The organism is Paraburkholderia sp. BR10936, assembly GCF_040965735.1.
Taxonomy (GTDB): Bacteria; Pseudomonadota; Gammaproteobacteria; order Burkholderiales; family Burkholderiaceae; genus Paraburkholderia; species Paraburkholderia nodosa_A.
The window spans coordinates 119,625-143,819 of record NZ_JBFRCM010000002.1; the positions used below are offsets into that span (position 1 = coordinate 119,625).

At 66.7% G+C, this 24,195-nt stretch carries 13 protein-coding genes; 6 read left to right on the plus strand and 7 right to left on the minus strand.

The features are described 5' to 3' along the window. Positions 1-11: 11 nt before the first annotated feature. Both AB4Y36_RS03985 and AB4Y36_RS03990 read left to right on the plus strand, forming a co-directional pair. On the plus strand, positions 12-1,523 hold the full coding sequence (locus AB4Y36_RS03985) for an efflux transporter outer membrane subunit (protein ID WP_368682357.1): 1,512 nt from the start codon (positions 12-14) through the stop codon (positions 1,521-1,523). A 118-nt stretch (positions 1,524-1,641) separates the two neighbouring features. Continuing rightward, the gene (locus AB4Y36_RS03990; protein WP_368682358.1) at positions 1,642-3,117 is read left to right on the plus strand and encodes an amidase; all 1,476 of its coding nucleotides are present in this window, start codon (positions 1,642-1,644) and stop codon (positions 3,115-3,117) included. Positions 3,118-3,180: 63 nt separating this feature from the next. On the opposite strand, the gene AB4Y36_RS03995 is transcribed toward AB4Y36_RS03990, so the two are convergent. The 4 genes from AB4Y36_RS03995 to AB4Y36_RS04010 all read right to left on the minus strand — a co-directional run bounded on the left by AB4Y36_RS03995 (position 3,181) and on the right by AB4Y36_RS04010 (position 7,650). Further along, positions 3,181-4,020 (minus strand): ABC transporter permease, encoded by an 840-nt coding sequence (locus AB4Y36_RS03995; RefSeq protein WP_069261408.1) that lies wholly within the window; start codon positions 4,018-4,020, stop codon positions 3,181-3,183. 13 nt (positions 4,021-4,033) lie between these two features. After that, a complete protein-coding gene (locus AB4Y36_RS04000; protein ID WP_368616723.1) occupies positions 4,034-5,311 on the minus strand; it encodes an ABC transporter permease in 1,278 nt (425 codons plus the stop codon). A 76-nt stretch (positions 5,312-5,387) separates the two neighbouring features. Then, positions 5,388-6,413 (minus strand): ABC transporter substrate-binding protein, encoded by a 1,026-nt coding sequence (locus tag AB4Y36_RS04005; protein ID WP_342918844.1) that lies wholly within the window; start codon positions 6,411-6,413, stop codon positions 5,388-5,390. 145 nt (positions 6,414-6,558) lie between these two features. Then, positions 6,559-7,650, minus strand: coding sequence for an ABC transporter ATP-binding protein (locus AB4Y36_RS04010; protein WP_321925655.1), 1,092 nt, complete (start codon positions 7,648-7,650; stop codon positions 6,559-6,561). Between the two features lie 162 nt (positions 7,651-7,812). Between AB4Y36_RS04010 and AB4Y36_RS04015 the strand changes: the two genes are divergently transcribed. Then, complete coding sequence (locus AB4Y36_RS04015; RefSeq protein ID WP_368682359.1) at positions 7,813-9,339, plus strand: PLP-dependent aminotransferase family protein; 1,527 nt, start codon at positions 7,813-7,815, stop codon at positions 9,337-9,339. A 39-nt stretch (positions 9,340-9,378) separates the two neighbouring features. On the opposite strand, the gene AB4Y36_RS04020 is transcribed toward AB4Y36_RS04015, so the two are convergent. Both AB4Y36_RS04020 and AB4Y36_RS04025 read right to left on the minus strand, forming a co-directional pair. Further along, complete coding sequence (locus AB4Y36_RS04020) at positions 9,379-13,152, minus strand: DUF748 domain-containing protein (protein WP_368682360.1); 3,774 nt, start codon at positions 13,150-13,152, stop codon at positions 9,379-9,381. Between the two features lie 330 nt (positions 13,153-13,482). Then, positions 13,483-14,937 carry a DUF1254 domain-containing protein gene (locus AB4Y36_RS04025; protein WP_368682361.1) on the minus strand — a complete coding sequence of 485 codons (1,455 nt, stop codon included), beginning with the start codon at positions 14,935-14,937 and terminating at the stop codon, positions 13,483-13,485. A gap of 305 nt (positions 14,938-15,242) precedes the next feature. Between AB4Y36_RS04025 and AB4Y36_RS04030 the strand changes: the two genes are divergently transcribed. The 3 genes from AB4Y36_RS04030 (at position 15,243) to AB4Y36_RS04040 (ending at position 21,336) form a co-directional block, all read left to right on the plus strand. After that, on the plus strand, positions 15,243-17,720 hold the full coding sequence (locus tag AB4Y36_RS04030; protein ID WP_368682362.1) for a heavy metal translocating P-type ATPase: 2,478 nt from the start codon (positions 15,243-15,245) through the stop codon (positions 17,718-17,720). Positions 17,721-17,998: 278 nt separating this feature from the next. Then, positions 17,999-20,005: a Cache 3/Cache 2 fusion domain-containing protein gene (locus AB4Y36_RS04035; protein ID WP_368682363.1), complete on the plus strand. Its 2,007-nt coding sequence runs from the start codon at positions 17,999-18,001 to the stop codon at positions 20,003-20,005. A gap of 209 nt (positions 20,006-20,214) precedes the next feature. Then, on the plus strand, positions 20,215-21,336 hold the full coding sequence (locus AB4Y36_RS04040; RefSeq protein WP_368682364.1) for an acyltransferase family protein: 1,122 nt from the start codon (positions 20,215-20,217) through the stop codon (positions 21,334-21,336). Between the two features lie 21 nt (positions 21,337-21,357). Here the strand turns inward: AB4Y36_RS04040 and AB4Y36_RS04045 are convergent, their stop codons facing one another. Further along, a complete protein-coding gene (locus AB4Y36_RS04045) occupies positions 21,358-23,892 on the minus strand; it encodes a transglycosylase domain-containing protein (RefSeq protein WP_368682585.1) in 2,535 nt (844 codons plus the stop codon). Positions 23,893-24,195 lie beyond the last annotated feature (303 nt).

Below are 24,195 nucleotides of genomic sequence, written 5' to 3' on the forward strand. Positions count from 1 at the left end.
GGCACACGACCATGACGCGCGACGCCACCGTTGCCCTCCTGCTTGTGCTCATGCTCGCGGGCTGCACCGTGGGCCCCGATTTCCACCCGCCTGCCGCGCCCGATGCCACGGGCTGGACGCGCGAGCCCGTGCCGGCATCCACCGCCAGCGCCACCGGCCCCGGCGGCGGCGCGCAGACCTTCACGGCCGTGGAACACGCCTCAAACGATTGGTGGAAACAATATGGCAGCGCGCAGTTGAATGAACTCGTCGATCAGGCCTTGCGCGCGAGTCCCACGCTCGACTCGGCGCGCGCCAGGCTCGTGGAGGCGCGCGAAAACTACAACGCGCAGGCAGGCGCGACGAACTTTCCCTCTGTCGATCTGAAACTTTCCGGCACGCGCCAGAAAGTCGATCTCGCCGCTTTCGGCATTACGCAAGTGCCGAATCCGCCGCCGTTTACGCTCTACAACGCTTCAGTCAGCGTCTCGTACGTATTCGACTTGTTCGGCGCCAACCGTCGCGCGCTGGAATCCACGTTCGCGCAGGTCGATTATCAGGCGTACGAAATGGAGGCTGCGCGACTTTCGGTGGCCGCCAACGTGGTGTCCACCGCCATCCGCCGCGCATCGCTGCAACGTCAGATCGATCTCACCACGCAACTCGCGCAGACGCAGGCGCGCCAGCTCGCGATCATGCAGGCACGCTACGCGGCCGGCGGCGTCGCGCAGATCGACCTGCGCAGCCAGCGCACCCTGCTCGCGCAAACGCGCGCCTCGCTGCCGCCGCTCGAAACGCAGCGCGCGGCTGCCGAGCATCAGCTCGCCACCCTGCTGGGCGTCGCGCCCGCGCAGTTCGCCGCGCCGCTCGATGCCCTTTCTCTCGATACGCTGCATCTGCCCGATACGGTTTCGCTCATTGTGCCTTCCACGCTGGCCCGCGAGCGTCCCGACATACGCGCCGCCGAGGCGCTGCTGCACCAGGCCGGCGCGAACGTGGGCGTAGCGACGGCGAATCTTTTTCCGCAGATCTCGCTCTCGGCAAGTATCGGGTCGGAGCGCACGCGTATCGAGGACGTCATCAGCGGACTGAACATCTGGAACGTCGGGCTCGGCCTCACGCAGCCGCTGTTCCATGGCGGCGAATTGCGCGCGAAGAAACGCGCGTCAGAAGCCGCCTATGAAGCCGCTTTCGCCGACTATCGGCAGACCGTTCTGGAGGCGCTGCAGCAGGTCGCCGACTCGCTGCAGGCGCTCCAGAACGATGCGACCGAACTGCAGGCGCGCGACGACGCCGCTCGCGAGGCCCAGGCCAACGCGGCGATCGCACAAACGCGCTACAACGCGGGCGGCGTGAGCGAGTTTTCGCTGATCGATGCGCAACGCCAGGCACTCCAGACCACGCTCGACCGCTCGCGCGTTCATGCGGATCGCCTGACCGACACCGCGGCGCTCTATCAAGCCCTCGGTGGCGCCCCGCTCCCCGGCACCGCGCCGCCAGGGCAAGGCAACGACACATCGGCGCCTGCCGCGACCGTCCGGTAACCTGGCCGCCCCACGCGGCAACCATCAACCCGCGGCGGCAACCATTCGTTTCCTTTCGCTTGCTCCGCGCCTGCGCGACAATGACCTCCCCTGCTCCATCCGCAAACGAGAGACACGTATGAACCAGGCATCGCTGTCCCCCGCAAGTCTGTCCCCCAACGATCTCGTCGCGGCCGACGCGCTTGAGCTTTCGGAATGGATACGCCTGCGCAAGGTGTCCTGCCGCGAAGTGATGACGGCGTTTCTCGACCATATCGAGCGCGTGAATACGCCGGCGAACGCCATCGTCTCGCTACGCGAGCGCGCCACATTGCTCGCTGAAGCAGGCGAACGCGACGCCCAGCTCGCGCGAGGCGAGTACCTTGGCTGGATGCACGGTATGCCGCAAGCGCCGAAGGATCTCACGCCTACGGCCGGCATCCCGTACACGCAAGGCTCGCCGTTGTTCCGCAACGAAGTGCCCGCAGCGGATTCCCTGATGGCCGCGCGCATGCGCGCACAGGGCGCGATTTTCATCGGCAAGACGAACACGCCGGAGTTCGGCCTGGGCTCGAACACTTACAACACGGTCTTCGGTACCACGCGCAACGCTTACGATCCCACGCGCAGCGCGGGCGGCAGCAGCGGCGGCACGGCCGTGGCGTTGGCGCTGCGCATGCTCCCCGTGGCGGACGGCAGCGACATGATGGGGTCGCTGCGCAATCCCGCGGGCTGGAATAACGTGTTCGGCTTTCGTCCGTCGCAGGGCCGCGTGCCCTCCGTGCCGGCGCACGAGCTGTTCTTCCACCAGCTCGGCTACGCGGGACCGATGGCCCGCAGTGTGCCCGACCTCGCGATGCTGCTTTCTACCCAGGCGGGCTACGACGCGCGCGCGCCGCTTTCCATTGCCGAAGATCCCGCGCAGTTCGCGGGCTCGCTCGAGCGCGACTTTGGTTGCGCGCGCATCGGTTGGCTCGGCGATTACGACGGCTATCTGCCCATGGAAGACGGCGTGCTCGCACTCTGCGAAACGGCGCTCAAGGACTTCGAATCGTTAGGCTGCAAGGTCGAAGCCGCGCGCCCCGACTTCGCCATGGAGCGCGTGTGGCAAACGTGGGTCACGCTGCGCCATTTCTCGTGCGCGGGCACGCTGGGCGCGCTCTATCGCGCCCCGGAAAAGCGCGCGCTGCTCAAGCCGGAAGCGCAATGGGAAGTGGAAGGCGGCCTGAAGCTCTCGGGCGAAGACGTGTGGAACGCCTCGGTCACGCGCAGCCAGTGGTACAACGCGCTGCTCGCGCTGTTCGAGCGTTACGACTACCTCGTGCTGCCCAGCGCCCAACTCTTCCCGTTCGACGCGAGCGAGCATTGGCCGAAGTCGATCGCGGGCCGCACGATGGATACCTATCACCGCTGGATGGAAGTCGTGATCGGCGGCAGCCTCGCGGGGCTGCCTGTCATCAGCGTGCCCGCGGGCTTCAATGCGCAAGGCCTGCCGATGGGTCTGCAGGTGATCGGCAAGCCGCAGGCGGACCTCTCGGTGCTGCAACTCGCCCACGCGTACGATCAGGCCACGCCGTGGGTCAAGCGGCGTGTGCCGCCGCTGCTGCAGACGTAGTGCGCAGAAGCAAAAAAAGGCAGCGCCACGGCGCTGCCTTTTTTTCATCGACATCTCAAGCCATCACGCCTTCACCGCGCGCGCTGCATTCCTGCCGCGCAGCCATTCGAGCGCGAGCAGCAGACACGTGGAGAACACGATCAGGATCGTGGCAAGCGCAGCGATCGTCGGGCTGATGTTCTCGCGGATGCCCGTGAACATCTGACGCGGCAAGGTGGTCTGGTCGGCGCCCGCGAGGAAGAGCGTCACGACGACTTCGTCGAACGACGTGGCGAACGCGAACAGCGCGCCCGAAATCACGCCCGGCGCGATGACGGGCAGCGTGATGCGGAAGAACGTCGTGACCGGATTGGCCCCGAGCGAAAGGCTCGCACGCACGAGATTGTGATTGAACCCCTGCAGCGTTGCCGCCACCGTCGTCACGACGAACGGCACGCCCAGCGACGCGTGCGCGAGGATCAGGCCGAGATACGTATTGGCGAGGCCGAGCGGCGCGAAGAACAGATACATGCCCACGCCCACCACCACCACGGGCACGATCATCGGCGAAATGAGCACGGCCATGAGCAGTGTCTTGCCGCGGAAATCGGCCTTGGTGATGCCGATGGCCGCGAGTGTGCCGAGCACGGTCGCCACGACTGTGGCGGCGGGGCCCACGATGAAGCTGTTTTTCGCGGCCATGCGCCATTCGTCGGACATCACGAGGTTTTCATACCAGCGCAGCGACCAGCCCGGAATCGGGTAGACGAGGAACGTGCTCGACGAAAACGACAGCGGCACGATCGCGAGCACGGGCAGGATCAGATACAGCAGCGTGAGCACGACGAGCGCGCGCAGCGCGAAGTACCACACGCGTTCGACGGCCGACGTATGCGGCGCAAAAAGCGGCTTGGCAAATTTCATGATCGCGCCTCCCTTAGCCAAGGCTCAGTTGCGTGCGCGTGAAGCGCCCGTAGACGAAATAGAGCACCGTGGTCGCCGCGAGCAGCAGCGCGCCGAGCGCGCAGGCCATGCCCCAGTTGATCGACACGTTGGTGAAGTACGCCACGTAGTAGCTGACCATCTGGTCGCCCGGGCCGCCGAGCAGCGCCGGCGTGATGTAGTAGCCGATCGAGAGAATGAACACGAGCAGCACGCCCGCGCCCACGCCGGGGTACGTCTGCGGCACATACACGCGCCAGAAGGCCGCGAACGGATGGCTGCCGAGCGATACGGCCGCGCGCTGGTAAGTCGGCGGAATCGACTTCATCACGCTGTAGAGCGGCAGCACCATGAACGGCAGCAGGATGTGCGTCATCGAAATGTAGACGCCCACGCGGTTGAACAGCAGCGCGAGCGGATGCGAGATGAGGCCCGAGCCCATCAGCGCCTTGTTGACGAGGCCCTCGCCCTGCAAGATCACGATCCACGCCGCCACGCGCACGAGAATCGACGTCCAGAACGGAATCAGCACGAGGATCATCACGAGATTCGCGCGGCGCTCGGAGAGCGTCGAGATCCAGTAAGCGAGCGGGTAACCGAGCAGCAGCGCGAACACCGTGACGAACACGCTGATGACGAAGGTGCGCGCGAACACGTCGAGATAGATCTGCTGCTCGGGATCGGCGGCCACGATGCGGCCGAACGCATCCTGACGATGATCGAGCGAGGCGAGCAGATAGAACGGCGAGATGCGCGAGCTGTTCTTCGCAATGGCTTGCCAGTAGGTCACGTCGCCCCAGCGGTCGTCGAGTTCGACGATCTTGGCGCGCGTTTGCGCGGGAGTGAGCGTAAGCGGTTTGCCGTCGTCGTCGGCGAGCGGCATGGCGCGCGCCGTCTTCGCGACGAGCGAGCGGAAGCCCGCGATTTCCACGTTCAGGCGGCGCGCCAGCGCGCCCATCGCATCACCTTCCTTTACGACGGTGAGGTCCTGCGCAAGCGCAGCGTAAGCCGCGTCGGGTGGCGCGCTCTTGCGGTCCCAGCCGCGCAGCGCCGCGATGGTATGCGGCAGCGCTGTCGCCACTTCGGGGTTCTGCACCGCACGCGTGAGCAGTGCCGCGATCGGCACCACGAAAATCAGCAGCAGAAAGATCGCGAGCGGCGCGATCAGCATGAGCGCCATCGTGCGCTTCTTCGCTTGCGCCACGCGCAGTTCGCGCTTCAGCCGCGCGGTCTCCTCGCGTGCCGCGCCGGCAACGTTGGTCACGGTCGTCATCGTAGTCACACCTGGTCTCCCCCTGCCATGCTACAAAACGCTCCGGCGCTCGCACGCCGGAGCGTCTAGCCCACCCTTACTTCGCGGCCCACGAGGAGAAACGCTGCTCCAGTTCGTCGCCGTGGTCGGTCCAGAACGTGAGGTTCTCCTGGATGGCGTTCTTGCCGTTGGCCGGCGAATTCGGCAGGTTGGCGAGCGTCTTCGCATCGAGCGCCTTGATCGCGTTCGCGTTCACCGGGCCATACGCGATGTGCTGCGCATACTCCTGCTGCGGTTTCGGCGAAAGCGTGTAAGCGATGTACTGCTCGGCCAGCGCCTTGTTCGGCGCGCCCTTCGGGATCGCCCAGTAGTCGAGGTCGTAGATGCTGCCGGTCCACACTACCTTGAGGTTCTTGCCTTCGCGCTGCGCGGCGTCGATACGGCCGTTGTACGCCGTGGACATCACCACGTCGCCCGCGACCAGGAACTGCGGCGGCTGCGCGCCGGCTTCCCACCACTGGATGTTCGGCTTCAGCTCATCGAGCTTCTTGAACGCGCGGTCCTGACCGGCCTTCGTCGAGAGCACCTTGTAGACGTCCTGCGGCGCTACGCCGTCGGCCATCAGGGCGAATTCCATGTTGTACCGTGCGCCCTTGCGCATGCCGCGCTTGCCCGGGAATTTCTTCACGTCCCAGAAGTCGGCCCAGTTCGTGGGCGCGGTCTTGAGCTTGTCGGCGTTATAGGCGAGTGCCGTGGACCACACGAAGAAGCCTGCGCCGCAGGGCTGCTGCGCGGCCTTCATGAAGTCGCCCTTGTTGCCGAGCTTGGCCCAGTCGAGCTTCTCGTAGAGACCTTCGTCGCAACCGCGCGCGATGTCGCCGGTTTCGACTTCCACCACGTCCCAGTCCACGTGCTTCGCGTCGACCATGGCCTTCACCTTGGCCTGCTCGCCGTTGTACTCGACGGCGGTGATCTTGTTGCCCGTCTGCGACTGGAACGGCTCGTTGAACGCCGCCTTCTGCGCATTGCCATTGGCGCCCCCAAAGTTCACGACGGTCAGCTCCGCGGCATTCGCCACGCCGAACGAGAGTGCGAGCGCGGCCGCGACCGCTGCAACGCGCATGTTGCCGATCTGCTTCATGGTTGAGTCCCTTCTCCTTGGTGGTTTGTCTTGCCGGGCCCTTCGATGCGAGAAACGTGGCCCGATCGTCGAGACGCCTGCTTCGCGAGGCGACGGCGCGCGAGATTGCGCGCCGCGCCCGCACGCCTCAAGCGAACACGCGCAGATGCTCCGGCGCGAATTCGAGTGCGACCGGCTGACCGGGCGCGAAACCGTCGAGCGCCTCGGTGCCGAGCGGCACCTTCACGAAGCACTCGTCCTGCTGGGGCAAGCCACAGCGCATGCGCACGTGGTCGCCGAAATAGATCAGGCCGCGCGCTTCGCCCGCCAGCGCGTTCGCACCGTTACCCCTCGAGCCGTTCGCGAGCTTCATGCGCTCGGGGCGAATGCAGGCGATGGCTGAGGCGCCCGCCTGCGCACCCGCCACATTGCGGCCCTTCAGGCGCGTGCCGTCGGCGAGATGCATTTCGCAGTACTCGCCATCCACGGCGGCAATGGTGCCGCGCAGCCGGTTGCTGTCGCCGATGAAGTTCGCCACGAACTCGTTGCACGGCGACTCGTAGAGCCGGTCCACGCTGTCAAGCTGCTGCACGATGCCCTTGTCGAACACCGCCACGCGGTCCGACATCGTGAGCGCCTCGCCCTGATCGTGCGTGACGTAGACGAATGTGACGCCAAGCTTCTCGTGCAGCGACTTCAGTTCGTACTGCATATGTTCACGCAACTGCTTGTCGAGCGCGCCGAGCGGTTCGTCCATCAGCACGAGCTTGGGCTGGAAGACGAGCGCGCGGGCAAGCGCGATGCGCTGCTGCTGGCCGCCCGAGAGCTGCGCGGGATAACGCTTGGCGAAACCTTCCATGCGCACCATCTTGAGCGCGTCGTTCACGCGCTGCGCCCGCTCGGCGGTCGGCACCTTGCGCACGCCCAGCGGGTAGGCCACGTTCTGCTCGACCGTGAGATGCGGGAAGAGCGCGTAGTTCTGGAACACCATGCCGATGTCGCGCTTGTGCGGCGGCACGTTGTTGAGCAGTTTGCCTTCGAGACGGATCTCGCCGCCGGTGGGAAACTCGAAGCCGGCGAGCATCATCAGGCAGGTGGTCTTGCCGGAGCCGGACGGCCCGAGCAGCGTGAGAAACTCTCCCTGGTAGATATCAAGGTCAAGTTGTTTGACGACCAGTGTTTCGCCGTCGTAGGTCTTGCGCACGCCGCGAAAGCTGACGATCACATCCGAGGTCTTCATTCGCCCTGTCTCCTTTGCTTGCTCTTTTCCCGGCCGGCCTTCTGACGCGATTAAATAAATACGTCACAGGCATTAACCGAACCTGACGTGCGAATTACTATAGATGGTCCCGGCTCTATTCAATGGAGCCATTTCATTATTATCGATGGAACCACTTGGCCCATGGTCATCCTGTCCGAATGGCTCGCTGCGCAACTCGACAAGGAAAGCGCCGAGCCCGCCTACCGTCAGCTGCTCCAGCTCATGCAGCAGGCCATCCTGACGGGTCGGCTCGCGCCCGGCACCAAGCTGCCCAGCTCGCGCACGCTCGCGGTCGACCTCGGCGTGGCGCGCAACACCGTGCTGCACGTCTACGACCAGCTGAGCGCCGAGGGCTACGTGATCTCGACCACGGGCAGCGGCACCTATGTCGCCGACACGCGCCCCGACTCGGCCGCCGTGAGCACGCCGACGCCAGCGGCCGCCCCCGCCGGCGAGGACGACGAGGAGAACGGCGCCTCCCCGCGCGGCGACATGTCGATGCGCGGCCAACGGCTCATCGACGAGGCGGGCGTGTCCGCCAGGCAGTGGGGCGCCTTCATGCCGGGCGTGCCCGACGTGGCCGAGTTTCCGGCGCGCACGTGGAGCCGCCTGCAAGCCCGCCTGTGGAAATCGGCGAATCATGGTTTGCTTACCTACGCTCCCGGCGGCGGCTACCGTCCGCTGCGGCGCGCGCTTTCGGACTACCTGCGGGTGGCGCGCTCGGTGCGCTGCACGCCGGACCAGATCATCATCACTACGGGTATTCACCAATCCATCGATCTCGCTGTGAGGCTGCTCGCCGACCACGGCGACACGGCGTGGGTCGAAGAACCGTGCTACTGGGGCGCGCGCAGTGTGTTGCAGTCCTCGGGATTGAAGCTCGCACCGATTCCCGTCGACGACGAAGGGCTCAATCCGCGTGAGCAGGACCTGCGCGACCCGCCGCGCATCGCGCTCGTCACGCCTTCGCATCAATATCCGCTCGGCATGGTCATGAGCCTCGCGCGCCGCCGCACGCTGCTCGAATACGCGCGCCAGCACAAGGTGTGGATCATCGAGGACGACTACGACAGCGAGTTCCGCTACGGCAGCCGGCCGCTCGCCTCGTTGCAGGGTCTCGACGAATCGGACCGCGTGATCTACGTGGGCAGCCTTGGCAAGCTGCTGTTTCCCGGCCTGCGCATCGGCTACATGGTCGTGCCCGAGCGGCTCGCCGCCACATTCCGCACGGGCGTGGCGGAGCTGTATCGCGAAGGCCAGCTCATGCAGCAGGCCGTGCTCGCCGAATTCATCATGGATGGCTATCTCACTTCGCACGTGCGCCGCATGCGCACGCTCTATGGCGAGCGGCGCCAGTTGCTGATCGACGCGGTCACGCGCCACTTCGGCGATGCGCTGCCCGTTATGGGCGACGAAGCGGGCCTGCACTTCGTGCTCGGCCTGCCCGACCATGCCGACGACCGCGCCGTCGCTGCGGCCGCCTACGACGCAGGCGTGATCGTGCGGCCGCTTGCGGCCTACTATAGCGTGCGCCAGGACCGCAAAGGATTGCTAACGGGTTATGCGTGCGTGCCGCACGAGGAGATCGCGCCGGCCTTTGCGACGCTCGCGCAGGTCATCGAGGAACACGCGTTCGCGAGCCCGAAAAAGCTGCGGCGCGCCGGTTAGACCGAAACGCGCCGCTGCATCGAATCGCCAAACCACGGCTTATTTCAGCCCGAAATCCACTCGCGTCGTCGCGCCCTTGTCGTCGATGCCCTTGGCGTCCAGCTTCGGCGCCACGATGAACACGCGGCTCGGATCGACCTTGCCTTCGAAGTACTGCTGCACCGCCTGCGCACGATCCTGAGCGAGATTGCGCAAGGTGGCGTCGTCAACGGGTGCGTGGTCGGCCAGCGCCTGCTTCATGTCGTCCACGGGCAGCGTCTTCGTGAGGCCGATCATGTTGTGCGGCTTCTTGAAGTCCGCATCCTTATAGGCCTTGGCGAGGTACTTCTCGTACTCCTTGTCGTCCACCTTGACCTGCGAGGTATCGACGCTCTCGCCGTTGCCCACCGTGTCCTTCACCTTCTGGAGCCGCACGAGGCGATCCACGTATTGCTCGCGCAGTGCGGGCGTGTCCACGGCCGGATCGACGCGGCCGATCAGATCGATCTTGATCGAAGGCTTGTCGTCGAGCGCCTTCACGATCGTGTCGAGCTTCTTCTGGTCGGCATCGGTGAGCGTTGCCGTGCCGGCCGCGAACTCGACATAGCCCAGGTCTTCGCCGCCACCCCCGAACGCATTGGCGAGCAGCGTGAACGGCGCGGTCACCGCCTTCGCGATGAGGTTGAGCACCGCCTTCCAGATCAGGCCGCCCAGGCTGAACTCAGGGTTGGAGAGCGAGCCTGACACCGGGATGTTCACATCGATTTCGCCCCTGCGGTTCTTGAGCAGCGAAATCGCGAGCCGCACCGGCAGCTTGGTGGCCGTGTCGTTGTCGATGTGATCGCCGAACGTGAGCTGGTCGATGAAGATATGGTTGTTCGCCGTGAGCTCGTCGTTCGCGAGCTGGTAGTGCAGATCGACGTTGAGCTTGCCCTTCGTGATCGGGTAGCCCGCGTACTTCGCCGAATACGGCGTGAGGTTCGTGAGCTCGATATCGTGCGCGCTGGCCGTGAGGTCGAGCGACGGCTTGTCGATGAGCGGATTCACCGTGCCCTTGATCGAGAGCGGACCGTTCGCCGCGAGCTTCGCGGAGACATCCACGGGCGCAGGCGTGGTCGACTGCGTGCCGAACGCGCCCACCGTGCCGTGGATCTGCACGAGATCGGCGGAGTAGTTCGGCTTGATGAAGTTGTCGGTATAGTTCACGCGGCCGTCCTGCAGCACGAGCTCACCGAAGTGCAGGCGCACGGGGTTCTTCGGCGGCTGCGCGGCCACGACCGTTGCCGGCGCGGAAGCCGGCACCGGTGCGGAAGCCGTCTGCACGGGCGCGCTCGCCGCCTGCGGCGTGAGCGGCACCGGCTCGCGCTCGCCAGGCTTGCCGCTCTTGTCCTGCGTGAGCGACTGCGCGGCGCCCGTTTGATGCGCGACTACGTCCTTGAGATTGAGCTTGCCTTGCGCGTCGAGCAGCACGCGGCCATAGAAGCCTGCGAACGTCACGCGGCTCGCGTCCACGTCGGTGCCGCGCGCGTCGTCGTAGTTCGCCTTCAGGTTCGTGAGCGCGAGCGAGCGCCAGCCCGCGAACGGGCCGGATGTGGCCTTGTCGAGCATGCGCACGTCCACGAGCGCCGCATCGCCGCGATAGTTCGCCTTGAGCGCCTTGCCCTGCTCCACAGAAAGTTGCCCGTTCATGTTGAGCAGCGCGCTCGCGATCACCGCGTTGAGCTGATTGCCGAAATAAGGCTCGAACGCGGCGGCGTCGAGCCGGTTCGCGTCGATTTTCAGCTGCGCCGTGAGCGGCGTCGGGTTGATCTTGCCGCTCAGCGCGAGTGTGCCCTTACGGTTGACGGTCGCCTTCAGGTCGATCGGCAGCGGGTGCCTCAGGTCGTCGCTGATCTGCTGGATCTTCAGGTCGAACGGCGTAATGGCGAGCTTTACCGGCCGCGGCGTCGAATTGTCCGTAAAGTTGATCGTGCCGTTGTTCAGCGTGAAAGCGTCGATCGTGTAGCGCCAGGCCGGCCCTTCCTGCACCGACTTCTGCGCGGCGCGAATTGCCGTGCGCTCGGGCACCGCCTGCTGCGTGGAGGCGAGTTGCGCCAGGTCGACCTTGCCGTCCTTCTGGCGCTCGGCGTTCACCACGAGGCCGGTCACGTCGACCGATGCAATCTGCGCCTTGCGCGCATTGAGGTCGATACCGCTTACCTGCACCGTGCCGCGGTCGAGCGCGATGGCAGGCGCCTTCGCGCCGCGCGCAGCGAGCTTGAGCGATTCGAGGCCGAGCGTGCTCTGGCCGACCTGCACGACGGCAGGCTGCTGCGCCCAGTCGGCCTTGAGCGTGGACGTGAGATTGAGCCTGCCGTCCAGAATCTGCGCGCTGCTGAGGTTGTCGATATACGGCTGCGCTTGCGGCAGACCCACGCGCTCGAGCGCGATGTTGGCTTCGGCGTTCTTGCCCGCGAGGCTCACCGTGCCCGACGCCTTGATCGTGCCGCCGTCGGTCGCATTCGTCGCAAACGTGAACGGCGCGCCGGCTTTGGCAGTCGTCGAGAAGTTCGTAAGCGTGGTGGAAAGCTGCGTGAGTTCGACGTTCACCGGCCGCGCGGGCAGATCGTCGGCAATGTGCACGGTGCCGTTCGTGAGCGCGAACTGGCGGATCGAGACATCGAGCGGCGCGGGCTTCGCTTCCTCGGGCGCCGCCTGCGCGCTCTGGGCGCCCGAGGCCGGCGCGGCGCTCGCGGCCTTGTTCGCGGCCGGCGCGTTTTGCGCGGCCGGCGCGCCCATCAGCTTCTCGATGCTCAGCACGCCTTGCTTGTCACGTGCGACCCACACGGTGGGCGCGTCGAGATGGATGTCGTCGAAACGATAGACGTTGCTGAACGGTTCGAGCGAGGCCGCCGCCACGTGCAGACTGCGCGCGCCGAAGAACGGCGCATTGGCGTTGTCGGTCGAGTCGAAGTCGTTCAGATCGGTCGTGCCCGCCACACGCAGCGTGGGCTTCTCGCCCGACATCACGAAATCGAGCTTGAGGTTGGTCGAGAGCTTGCCGCTCTTCACTGTGACAGGCAGCTTCGTCGGCGCGTAGGTGAGGAGCTTCGGCACATCGAGGTCGGTCAGGCGCAGCTCCACTTCCGACTCGCGCGTCGCGGAAAAGGGCTTGGTTCTGCCGTCGATGGCGAGCGTGCTCGCCCCGTCGATGCGCGCGCGCAGCATCGGCTGAACGAAGATATCGGTCTTGGAAGGCAGCGTGGCGATGAACGGAATGCCGAGCGACCAGCGGTCGATCACGTGCTTTTCGTTGAGCAGGCGATCGTCGAAGGTGATCTGGCCGTTCTCGATGCGGATGTTTGAAACCGAAAACTGCGTCGGCTTGCTGCCGGGCTTCGAGGGCGTCGAGAACTTCTCGATGAGGTCCGAGAAGTTGAAGTGCTGCGCGTCGAGCCGCACGATCGTGGCGCGCGGCGAGTCGAGCCGCAGTTCGTCGACGATGGGTGCCGCGCGAAAGATCGACGACCACGACGCCTGCACGACGGCGCGCGAGACATCGAAGAAGTCGCCGTTGCCGCCGCGCTCGCCGATATGCACACGGTCCGCTTCGAGACGCAGCGTGTACGGATTGAGCGCGATGCGGCCGATCGTGACGGGCCGGTCGAGCTGCTTGCTCAACTGCTGCTCGGCAACATGGCGAATGATCGGCGGCGCGGCAAAGAAGCCGACCAGACCGAACACAATCAGAAAGATGACGACACCCGTGAGGATGTGCCGGGTGCGGGGCGCACGCGCGACCGCGCGCACCGACTGCAAGGAAGAGTTGAGCGACGCTTTGTTGAGGCTTGCCATGCTTGCTTGCGGATGAGGCGGCAACAGGCCCGCCGCGGGATGTGGGTCTGATGTCGGAAATCCGGGGATGCCGACAGCCGGAAGTATAGGTCCGATAGAAGATCGGACGACGGGAAAACGCCGCCCGCGGCGCAGGTATTGCGCAACAAGAAGTAACAGCGCAAAGGCGATGGCCCGGCGATTGCGTAACGTGCGCCGCGCGTATTGCGCGATGCATGAAAACGCGGGCGGAAAAGCCGGGCGTGGCGCGCTCGAGCGGGCTTATACGGCGCAAAAAAAACGTTGGCGGGACAGCGCCCCGCCAACGCTTCGTTCAGGCCGGTTCAGCGATTACTGCCGCTCGACGGCGGGCGGCTGCCAGCTGCCGTCGGTCGCTTGCGGCTTCGCGGCGTAGAGGCGCATCACGAGCCGGAAGTCGCCATGCGGCGCCGGCACCCAGTTCGCGCCGCCGCGCGGCCGCTCGGCGCTCACCTGCACGTCGAGCGAGCCGTCGCGGTTGCGCCGTGCGCCGCTGCGGTCGCCGAACGCTACGCGCACGGGCGCGTCGGCGTCGAGCGCGCCGTCGGTGGTATAGGCCGTGATCGACCAGAAGCCGCGCACCGGCGGCAGCTGCTTCGCCGTGAAGTGAATCGTGTAGCGGTTCGCGCCGTTGAGCGCATGCCCGTCGCTGTCCTGGCTCACGCGGGCGCGCACTTCGTCGCGGGTCGTCGGCAGACCCGGCGACGTGTACGCCGCGTAGGCGCGCAGCGAGTAGTCGGGGCCGTAGTTGCCTGCGTCGTCGCCCACCCAGAGCCAGCCGTTGCCCGCCAGCAGGTTGGACGGCGGCGTCGCGGCGCGCGTGCGGCCATCGGCGAGACCCGCCTTGATGACCGCGGCGTCCTTCGCGCCCGAGGGCAGCTGCGCCGGGTCGCCCGGGTGTACGCCAATGTCGCCGAGAATCTTGAGCGCGTGCGCGTCGTCTGCCGTGGGCGGGTTGTCTTCCAGCGCCAGGGCGAGCCGGTCGAAGAAACCGTGCGCGTCGAGCGCCGCGACCTGGGCGGACGGTGTGCCCGGCGCCACCGGATCGCCGCTCTGCGTGGCGCCGGTCGGCTCGTTGCCGCGGCCGCCGCGAGCGCCGGCCTTGCCGCGCGCGCCGCGCTCGTCCCACCCGGACAGCGCTGTGACCTGCAGCCCGTGCTGCAGCCGCCGCACGGCCGCGAGGTCGGCGCCGCCGCGTGTCTGGATGCGCGCGAGGAACCACACGTAGCGCGTCGACACGTCGACGCGCTTCACGCGCGCGGGCAGCGTGCCCTTCCAGCCGGCCGGAACAAATGCAATCGTTTGCGCTTTCAGTCCGCTGACACGTTCACCCGACTGCGCGGCGGCGGTCGACCAGACGACGTTCGTCCACATGTCGAGCGCGCGTGCGTCCATGTAGCGGCCGTGCGTGTCGGGCAGCGTGACGAGCACCGGCTCGCTCGATACGTCGAGCCAGCCGCTGGAAGTCAGCGTGTCGAGGTTGGGTTCGAGCGGGCTCGAGGCCCCGACGGGCGGCAGCGACTGCGCGTGGCGCAGCGTGTTCGGCGCGGCCTGGCCGGGCCCGCTGCCGGTGGCGGATTCGCGCGCCACGTCCATCAGCACGAGCGGATAGCCAAACACATAGGAGTCGGAGACTTCGTCCTTCATCCAGCCGTTGCTCTTCGGCGCAACGTCGCCCGGCGCCGAGGCGCATCCGGCAATCAGGGCAAGGCAGGCGAGCGCGGAGCAGCTACGGTACGTAGAGAATGCTCGATGTATTGTTGTCATTTGTTGGTTGTATTCGGTGCGGGCGGTCCATGAAGTGACGTCGACCGGCTGGCCACTCCGCGCGGCCCCCCCAGGGCCGTAGTGAAATGCACGCGGCAAGGCGCCAATGCCGCCGGTTGGTATCGTATCGCTCGCGCATGGGCCTGAAAAGACTGTGGCGTGGAATATTGCCTTACAGGCAGAGAGCTTGCGCTCAGGACTTCCCTCTGAAACGAAAGGGGCGTAGTGTCGCGCCCCTTGACCTTCCCATGATGGGAACGTAGATACTGCGTAACATCGATGACAGCCAGTGCTCGCACCCCATCATGAATGAACCCCTCGTAGCAGAACGCACCGATACCGCCGTGGCCGAACTCGAAGTCCACGGCATGACGTGCGCCTCGTGCGCCATGCGCGTCGAGAAAGCGCTTGCCAAGGTCCCGGGCGTCACGCGCGCCTCGGTCAACCTCGCCACGGAAAAGGCCACCGTCGAGGCCAGCGGCGGCGTCGCGCCCGCCGCGCTCGTCGCCGCCGTCGAAAAGGCCGGCTATGAAGCCGTGCCCGTCGCCACGGAAGCCACGACGCTCGCCATCGGCGGGATGACTTGCGCGTCGTGCGCGAACCGCGTCGAGAAGGCACTCGCGCGCGTGCCCGGCGTGGCTGGCGTAAGCGTGAACCTCGCCACCGAGCAGGCCACCGTCAACACCCGCTCGCCGCTCACGGGCGAATTGCAGGACCTGCTCGTCGCCGCCGTCAAGAAGGCCGGCTATGAAGCCACGCCACTCGCCGCCGACGAAGGCGCCGCCGCCCCGCAGAAAGGCGCCGCCGCCAGCGACGAAGCGCGCCGCGAATGGCGCGCCGTGCTGATTTCGGCCGTGCTCACGGCCCCGCTCGTGCTGCCGATGTTCGGCCACTGGCTCGGCCTCGACTGGATGCTGCCCGCCGCGGCACAGCTGGCGCTGGCGAGCGTCGTCCAGTTCGTGTTCGGCGCGCGCTTCTACCGCGCCGCGTGGAAGGCCGTGCGCGCCGGCGCGGGCAACATGGATCTGCTGGTCGCGCTCGGCACCTCGGCCGCGTATGGCGTGAGCGTCTATGCGATGCTCGCTCACCCCGGCGACATGGCCCATCTGTATTTCGAGGCCTCGGCGGTGGTCATCACGCTGGTGCGCTTCGGCAAGTGGCTCGAAGCGCGCGCGAAGCGCCAGACCACCGACGCAATCCGCGCGCTCAACGCGCTGCGGCCCGATCGCGCGCGCATCCGCGTCGATGGCGCAAATGGCGCCAACGCAGAGGAGCGCGAAGTGCCGCTCGCCCAGGTTCGCGTGGGCACCGTGGTGGTCGTGCGCCCCGGCGAGCGTGTGCCCGTGGACGGGGTCGTGCTCGAAGGCCGCAGCCACATCGACGAATCGCTCATCACGGGCGAAAGCCTGCCCGTGCCGAAAGCGCCCGACGATCCCGTCACAGCCGGCTCGATCAACGGCGAAGGCGCGATGGCCGTGCGCACCACGGCCATCGGCGCGGAAACCACGCTTGCACGCATCATTCGCCTCGTGGAAAGCGCGCAGGCCGAAAAGGCGCCGATCCAGCGTCTCGTCGACCGCGTGAGCGCCGTGTTCGTCCCGGCGATTCTCGTGATCGCGGCCATCACGTTGGGCGGCTGGCTGTTCGCGGGCGCGAGCGCCGAAACGGCGATCCTCAACGCTGTAGCCGTGCTCGTGATCGCCTGCCCGTGCGCGCTCGGCCTCGCCACGCCCGCCGCGATCATGGCCGGGACCGGCGTGGCCGCGCGCCACGGCGTGCTCATCAAGGACGCCGAAGCATTGGAGACCGCCCACAACGTGAGCGTGGTCGCCTTCGACAAGACCGGCACGCTCACGCTCGGCCAGCCCTCGCTCACCGCGTTCGATGCGGCCGAAGGCCTCGAGCATGGCGAGGCGCTCGCGCTCGCCGCCGCCGTGCAGCGGCACAGCGATCACCCGCTCGCGAAGGCCGTGGTGCAGGCGTATGACGCCCAGGCCGAAGCCCAGGCGTCAGCCGCTTTGGCTGTCGCCGCCCATGCGCGCGCGGTGCCGGGGCGCGGCGTGGAGGCCGAAGTGAACGGCCGGCGCCTCGCCATCGGCAGCGGCCGCTGGCTCGACGAACTGGCGCTCGCCGTACCGCCCGCGCTCGCGGACCGCGCGCGTTCGCTCGAAGAGGCGGGCAATACGGTGTCGTGGCTCTTCGAGCCGCACGGCGGGGTGCTCGCCCTGCTCGCTTTCGGCGACACCGTGAAGCCCACGGCGCGCGAAGCCATTGCGAGCCTCGAGGCGATGGGCATCCGCAGCGTGCTCGTGACCGGCGACAACGCGGGCAGCGCGGCGGCCGTGGCCGCGCAGCTCGGTATCCGCGAAGTCCATGCGCAAGTGCTGCCCGACGACAAGGCGCGCACGATCCGCGACCTCAAGATCAGGAGCGGCGGTATCGTCGCGATGGCCGGCGACGGCATCAACGACGCGCCGGCGCTCGCCGCCGCCGACATCGGCATCGCCATGGCCACGGGCACCGACGTCGCCATGCACGCGGCAGGCATCACGCTGATGCGCGGCGACCCCACGCTCGTTGCCGCCGCAATCGATATTTCGCGGCGCACGTGGCGCAAGATCCAGCAGAACCTGTTCTGGGCATTCTTCTACAACCTGATCGGGATTCCGCTCGCCGCCTTCGGCCTGCTCAACCCCATGCTCGCGGGCGCGGCCATGGCGTTTTCCAGCGTGAGCGTCGTGACCAACGCGCTCTTGCTCAGAACGTGGCGAGCCCGCCGCTGACGGCCGCGCAGAGGATTGCACAGCGCGAGCGACGTATCGTGAGAAACATAACGAAAGGGCGCTTCATGCACCCTTTCTTTGTGGTGGCGTTATTTTGGGTTCCGAAATATCCCACAATCTGCACACCGAAAATGGCGTAATCCATCGGTAATCTTTACGCGATTGTAAGGTTTTTCGGTTCTAGCCCTAAAGGATCGCGCGCGCGCGCCGTAATGCGTCATGCCAGCGCCTCGAAGGCGCAGGTTCCTTCTTTACAAGCTCTTTCCGGAACCGAATCCATGCTTTCACGCTTATCAAGCCGCGCGAGTGTCGGCGTGCGCCTCGCCTTGCTATCGTGCGTGCTCGTCGCAGCCATATTTGCCGCCTTCACGTGGGCGATCACGCATTCGGCGGCGACGCAGGTCGGCCACCAGGTGCGCTCGCGCATTGCCGAAAAGGATCAGGCGGTCGCCTCGTCGATCTCGCTCATCAACGGCGCGCTCGAAACCGAAGTCGACCGTGCCATGCAGCTCTTCGAGAGCTTCCTGCCCGGCGCCTTCACGCTCGACCCCATGCAAACGGTCGACATTGCCGGCAAGGCCACGCCGGTCTTCAAGTCCGGCGATCACGTGCTGAATCTGGACTTCACGATCCCCGACCAGTTTCTCGCGCGCAGCGGCGAAATCGCCACCGTTTTCGCGCGCAGCGGCGACGACTTCGTGCGCGTGACCACGTCGCTCAAGAAGCAGGACGGCTCGCGCGCGATCGGCACGCTGCTCGACCGCAAGGGCCCGGCGTATGGCCCGGTGATGGCCAACCGCACCTTTACCGGCCTCGCCCAATTGTTCGGCAAGCAGTACATCACGCAGTACAAGCCGATTCTCGACGCCAGCGGCCACGTGATCGGCGCGCTGTTCGTCGGCGTGGATGTGGGCGCGCAGATCGATGCGCTCAAGAGCGAGATCGCCAAGCTCAAGATCGGCGAGAGCGGCTACTACTTCGTGATGGACGCTTCGAACGGCCCGACGCGCGGCACCTTCCTCGTCCACCCGAGCGCCGTCGGCAAACACTACGACGACGCCGACGCGCCCTGGTCGCGCATGCTCGAAACGCGCGAAGGCACGCTCGACTACACCTCCGCCGACTCGACGCGAGGAGAAGGCGACGCGCGCGCCAAGTTCGTCTCGTTCGTGAGCGTGCCGCAGTGGCAATGGCTCGTGGGCGGCGTCGCCGTGCGCGACGAAATCATGGCCGACGTGAACGCCACGCGCGACCGCTTCGCGGCCATCGGCCTCGTGCTGGTCGCGCTGTTCGCCGCGCTGTCGATCTACGCGGCGCGCCGCCTCGTGAGCCGGCCGCTCGACGCCGCCGCGCACGCCGCCGGCCAGCTCGCCGCGGGCGACCTCACGGTGCGCATCGGCAACGACAGCCGCAACGGCATCGGACAAGGCGATGCAGCGCACGCGCAAGGCACGGCGGGTGCGGACGAGATCGGCCGCCTCACGCGCGCCATCGACGGCATCGGCGTGGGCCTCGCGCAGATCGTCGCGCAAGTGCGCAGCGCCACCGCGCAGATGAGCGAGGACACCTCGCGCATCGCGCAAGGCAGCGGCGAGATCGCTTCGCGCATCGCGAGCCAGGCGAGCAGCCTGGAGGAGACGGCGGCGAGCATGGAAGAGCTCACGTCCACCGTGCAGCAGAATGCCGATCACGCGACGCGTGCCAACACCGTGGTGACGAGCGCAGCCGAAGCCGCGCTCGACGGCGGGCGCGCCGTGAGCCGCGTCGTGGAAACGATGAACGACATCAGCCGCGCATCGCAGAAGATCGCCGAGATCACGGGTGTGATCGACGGCATCGCGTTCCAGACCAACATCCTCGCGCTCAACGCGGCCGTGGAAGCCGCGCGTGCGGGCGAGCACGGCAAGGGCTTCGCGGTGGTCGCGAGCGAAGTGCGCGCGCTCGCGCAGCGCAGCGCGGCGGCCGCGAAGGAAATTTCGGCGCTGATCACCGAATCGTCGTCGACGGTCGAAACGGGCTACCGGATCGCCGGCGAAGCGAGCACGACCATGCGCGGCATTGTCGCGCGCGTGGATGAAGTGCGCTCGATCATCGGCGAGATCAGCGTGGCCTCTCGCGAACAATCGGGCGGTATCGAGCAGGTCAATATCGCGGTTTCGCAGATCGGCGCGGCGACGCAGCAGAGCGCCGCGCTGGTGGGCGACGCCGAGCGCGCCGCCGCCGCGCTCAACGATCATGCAGCGGCGCTCGCCGAACTCGTCTCCGTGTTCAAGGTGCGCGAGTAACGCACGCGTATGCTTCGGCGCGGTCTGTAACGCGGCTCAATGCGTTCGACCGCGCTCGAATAGATTCCTGACCCCAATGCGCGCTGCGTCGGCGGAAATCGTTGAGCCCGGTTTCCACTGGATATGCTCGTTACCGAACACACCCCCCATCCCCAGGGCCGATACCCTTGCGAGCACAAGCGATAAGAAAATCGCAAGGGGAACGAGTCATGCAGGGTACCCAGCCGGGATCGAGATACGCCACGCTAGACGGCCTGCGCGGCGCTGCTGCGCTGCTTGTCGTCTTCGTACACTTTCCAATGCTGTGCCACGTGCGTGCCATCGAGCACGGCTATCTGGCGGTCGATCTCTTTTTCATCATGAGCGGCTTCGTCATTGGGAGTGCTTACGACTGTAAACTCGCGTCGGGCGCCTTGAGTTGCCGTCAATACACTCAACTGCGACTGGTTCGCCTGTACCCGCTTTACGGCGCTGGCCTCGTGCTCGGTCTCGTTGCCATGGGGCTGCGTCTGCCCGTATCGAACTGGAGCGAGATCGCTTCGGCGCTGCCGGCAAGCGTGCTGATGCTGCCGTCACACGTCGGCTTGCCTACGTTCTATCCCGGGCCGACGGTCTGGAATTTTATTTACCCGCTCGACTTTCCGGCCTGGTCGCTGTTCTTCGAGTTGGTGGCGAGCCTTGCCTACGGTGTGTTCTTTCGCGATCTGACGACGCGCACGCTCGTCGCCATCATGTGCGTATCCGGCCTCTGTCTCGTGTACCTCGCCTGCACGTCCTCCATCAGCGGCGGAGTGGCCTGGGACACCTTCGATTCGGGCTTCGCCCGCCTTGGCTACGCCTTTCCCGCTGGCTTGCTGCTCTATCGATTCGGCCGCCCCGTGCGCGAGCGCAGACATCCTGCGGCGCTCGCGGTCATCGTGCTGGCGATCGCACTGCTCTGCATCCCCTGGCCAGCAGCGCATCAAAACGCGATCGATCTGTTTCTCTCGCTGGTGGTCCTTCCTGGAATCGTATGGGTGGCGTCCCGCGTGGAGCCGCCGGCGCGCCTGCTCCCGCTTGTCGCCTTTTCCGGCCTCGTTTCCTACGGCATCTATGTTCTTCATGTGCCGCTCGGATTCATCGTTCAGGACCTCGTGTCGCGCATTCACACACTGAGCCATCCGTCTCGGGTCATCGCCGCCGTGCTCGTACCGGGCATCGTGCTGCTTGCGTGGGTCGCCAGTCGCTACTACGACGCGCCCGTGCGCCGGGCGCTGCTCGCTCACCTGCGCGCGCGGCACGCGGCGCGCCCTGGCGCTAGCGGCGCGGGAGAAGCGCGCGCGACTCGCTGAGCCGGCCGCGCGACGCCCCGCTCATTGCCCCTGCTGCGGCTGGGCCACGGGCGGCGTGTAGCTCGCGCTCGCGCCCGGCGTGTCAGGGTCCGCCTCGTCGGGCGTCGGAGTCGGTGCAAGCGCCGGCGCCTGCGCCGGATACGAGGGCTGCGGGGCTTGCGCCGCCGGCGCGCTGGACGGCCCGATGATCGGTGGCAGGCCCATGATCGCGCGCGCGGCCGATTCCGCAGCCGCCGCCGACGCTGCAGACGGCGCCGATGCCTCCGCTGGCACCGATGCCCCCGCCTCGGAAGCCGCAGCCGGCACGGATGCCGGTGCCGGCGCAGTGACGCGCGGCGGCGGCGCATGCCGCACCGGCGGGGCGGGAGGCAGCGCTTCGTGCTTGCCGAACAGTTTGTCCATCCACGCCCGCAGGTTCTCGCGGAAGGTTTCGAACGCGCCCGGCCTCACCTCGGTGTCGAAGCGCGCACGCGGATCGACGAGGCGCGAGCGCAGCGCACGCTGAAAGAAGTCGCCGACGATCGGCAGTGCGCTGCGTGCGCCCTGCCCCCAGTAGTCGTCGAGCGTCACGCGGCCGTCGTCGAAGCCCACCCACGCGCCCGCCACGAGTTGCGGGTCCATCAGGATGAACCAGCCGTCCGTGTTGCCCTGGGTCGTGCCGGTCTTGCCTGCCACGTCGCCGCGTATGCCGAAGCGCGTGCGGATGGCCGAGCCCGTGCCGCGGTTCACGACGTCGCGCATCGTGTCGAGCAGCGTGCGGTCCGCCTCTGCCGAAAGCGCCCGCTCGGGCGAAGCGCTCTCGAACTGCGCGAGCACGTTGCCCTTGTGGTCCTCGATACTCGTGACCATGCGCGGTTCGAGGTACTCGCCGTCGTTGGCGATGGTGCTGTACGCGGAGACCATCTCCTTCAACGTGACCGGGCTCGTGCCGAGCGCGAGCGACGGCACCGGGGCGAGCTGGCTGTCGCGCACGCCCATCGCGCGCGCGAGCCGCGCGACCTTGTCCGGGCCCACCGTCTGCATGAGCTGCGCGGTGATGCGGTTGCGCGAGAACGCGATCGCGTCGCGCAGCGTCATCGGACGATTGCTCGGCGGCACGTCGTCGGTCGGCTTCCAGATTTCGCCTCCCGCCAGCGGGATTTCCACCGGCTGGTCGATGAACGTGTCGCTCGGCTTTGCGCCCGCCGCGTAGGCCGCGCCGTACACGAACGGCTTGAACGTCGAGCCCGGCTGACGGCGTGCCTGCTGCACGTGGTCGAACGGTTCGTCGGTAAAGTCGCGGCTGCCCACCCACGCCTTGATCTGCCCGCTGCGCGGGTCGATGGCGAGGAAGCCCGCCTCCACCGCGGTCTTGCTCTTGCAGAGGTTGCGCATGAAGGTGCGGTCGCCAGCGAGCCGCTTGAGCGCGTCGGCGTCGTTCGCACCGGCGTCGCGTGCGCTCTTGTAATCCTGCGTTTCGCGCATGAAGGTCGCGAACAGGTCGTTGCCGGCCATGCAGCCGTTGCGTCCGCTCCATGCGCCGTTGGCGATACCCTGGAGCTGGTTCGTGTGCTGGCGCAGCGCGGCGGTGGCCATTTGCTGGAGGCGCGAATCGATCGTGGTGCGCACCACGAGGCCATCCGAATAGATGTTGTAGTCGTTGCGGTCGGCCCACGAAATCAGCCACTTGCGCAGTTGCAGCGCAAAGTGCGGCGCGGGGCCGGGCGGCTCGGTCTGACGCTCGAAGTCGAGGCGCAGCGGCTTCTTCGAAAGCGTGGCGTACTGCGCCTCGCTGAGCTTGCCGTACTTCACCATCTGGCCGAGCACGGTGTTGCGCCGCGCGAGCGCGCGCTCGGGGTTGATCACCGGGTTGTAGTAGGCGTTGCCCTTGAGCATGCCGGTGAGCGTCGCGGCTTGCAGGATGTCGAGCTGATCCGCCGACACGCCGAAGTAGGTGCGCGCCGCCATCTCGATGCCATAGGCGTTGTAGAGGAACGGCACCGTGTTCAGATACGTCTCGAGAATCTGCTGCTTGCTGTACACCGCCTCGATCTTGAACGCCGTGATCGCTTCCTTGATCTTGCGCGTGAGCGTGGGCGCGCGGCCGATTTCATCGGGATAGAGATTGCGCGCGAGCTGCTGCGTAATGGTCGAGCCGCCCTGGCGCTCGCCCGAGAACGTGTGCAGCGCCGCGCCCGCCGTGCGCTTGAAGTCGATGCCGTGGTGCTCGTAGAAGCGGTGATCCTCGGTGGAAATCAGCGCATCGACCATGTGCGGCGAGATCTGCGCGAGCGGCACCCATTCGCGATTCGAGGGCTTGAACTCGGCGAGCACCTTGCCGTCGGCGGACAGAATCTGGGCCGGTTCGTCCACCCGCGCCTTGCGGATGTCGCCAATGCCCGGCGTGAACGGAATCAGCACGAGCACGTAGAGCACGACGAGCGCCGGCAACGCGCCAATCGTCATGAGCACACCGCGCCGCGTGGGATGTCGCAGATGGTGGAGCGCACGCGCGAATGCGGGACGGACAAACCCGCCCAGCCGCGCGGCGGCAGGCCTCAGGCGGGACAACGACATCGCGATTCGATCGCGGATCAACGGCACGTAACGCTTCACGCGGCAGGTAGGGTCGGCTGGCAAAGCGTGAATCGTACCAAACTCGCAAGGCCGCTCCTGCTTCGGGCCGGGCGCAAGCCCAGCATCGCCCAAGTCGATGCCGAGTCGATTTATGACAGAGAGATGAAATCATCCTTCCAGATCGAGGAAGAATCCTCTCCAGTCACAGCCGGTTTTTCCGGCGCCTGTCACTGCCTACACTCCTGTCGCTGTTGCAAACCCGCTTTTGCATACGCCGCGAAACAACAACGCTACAGGAACCTC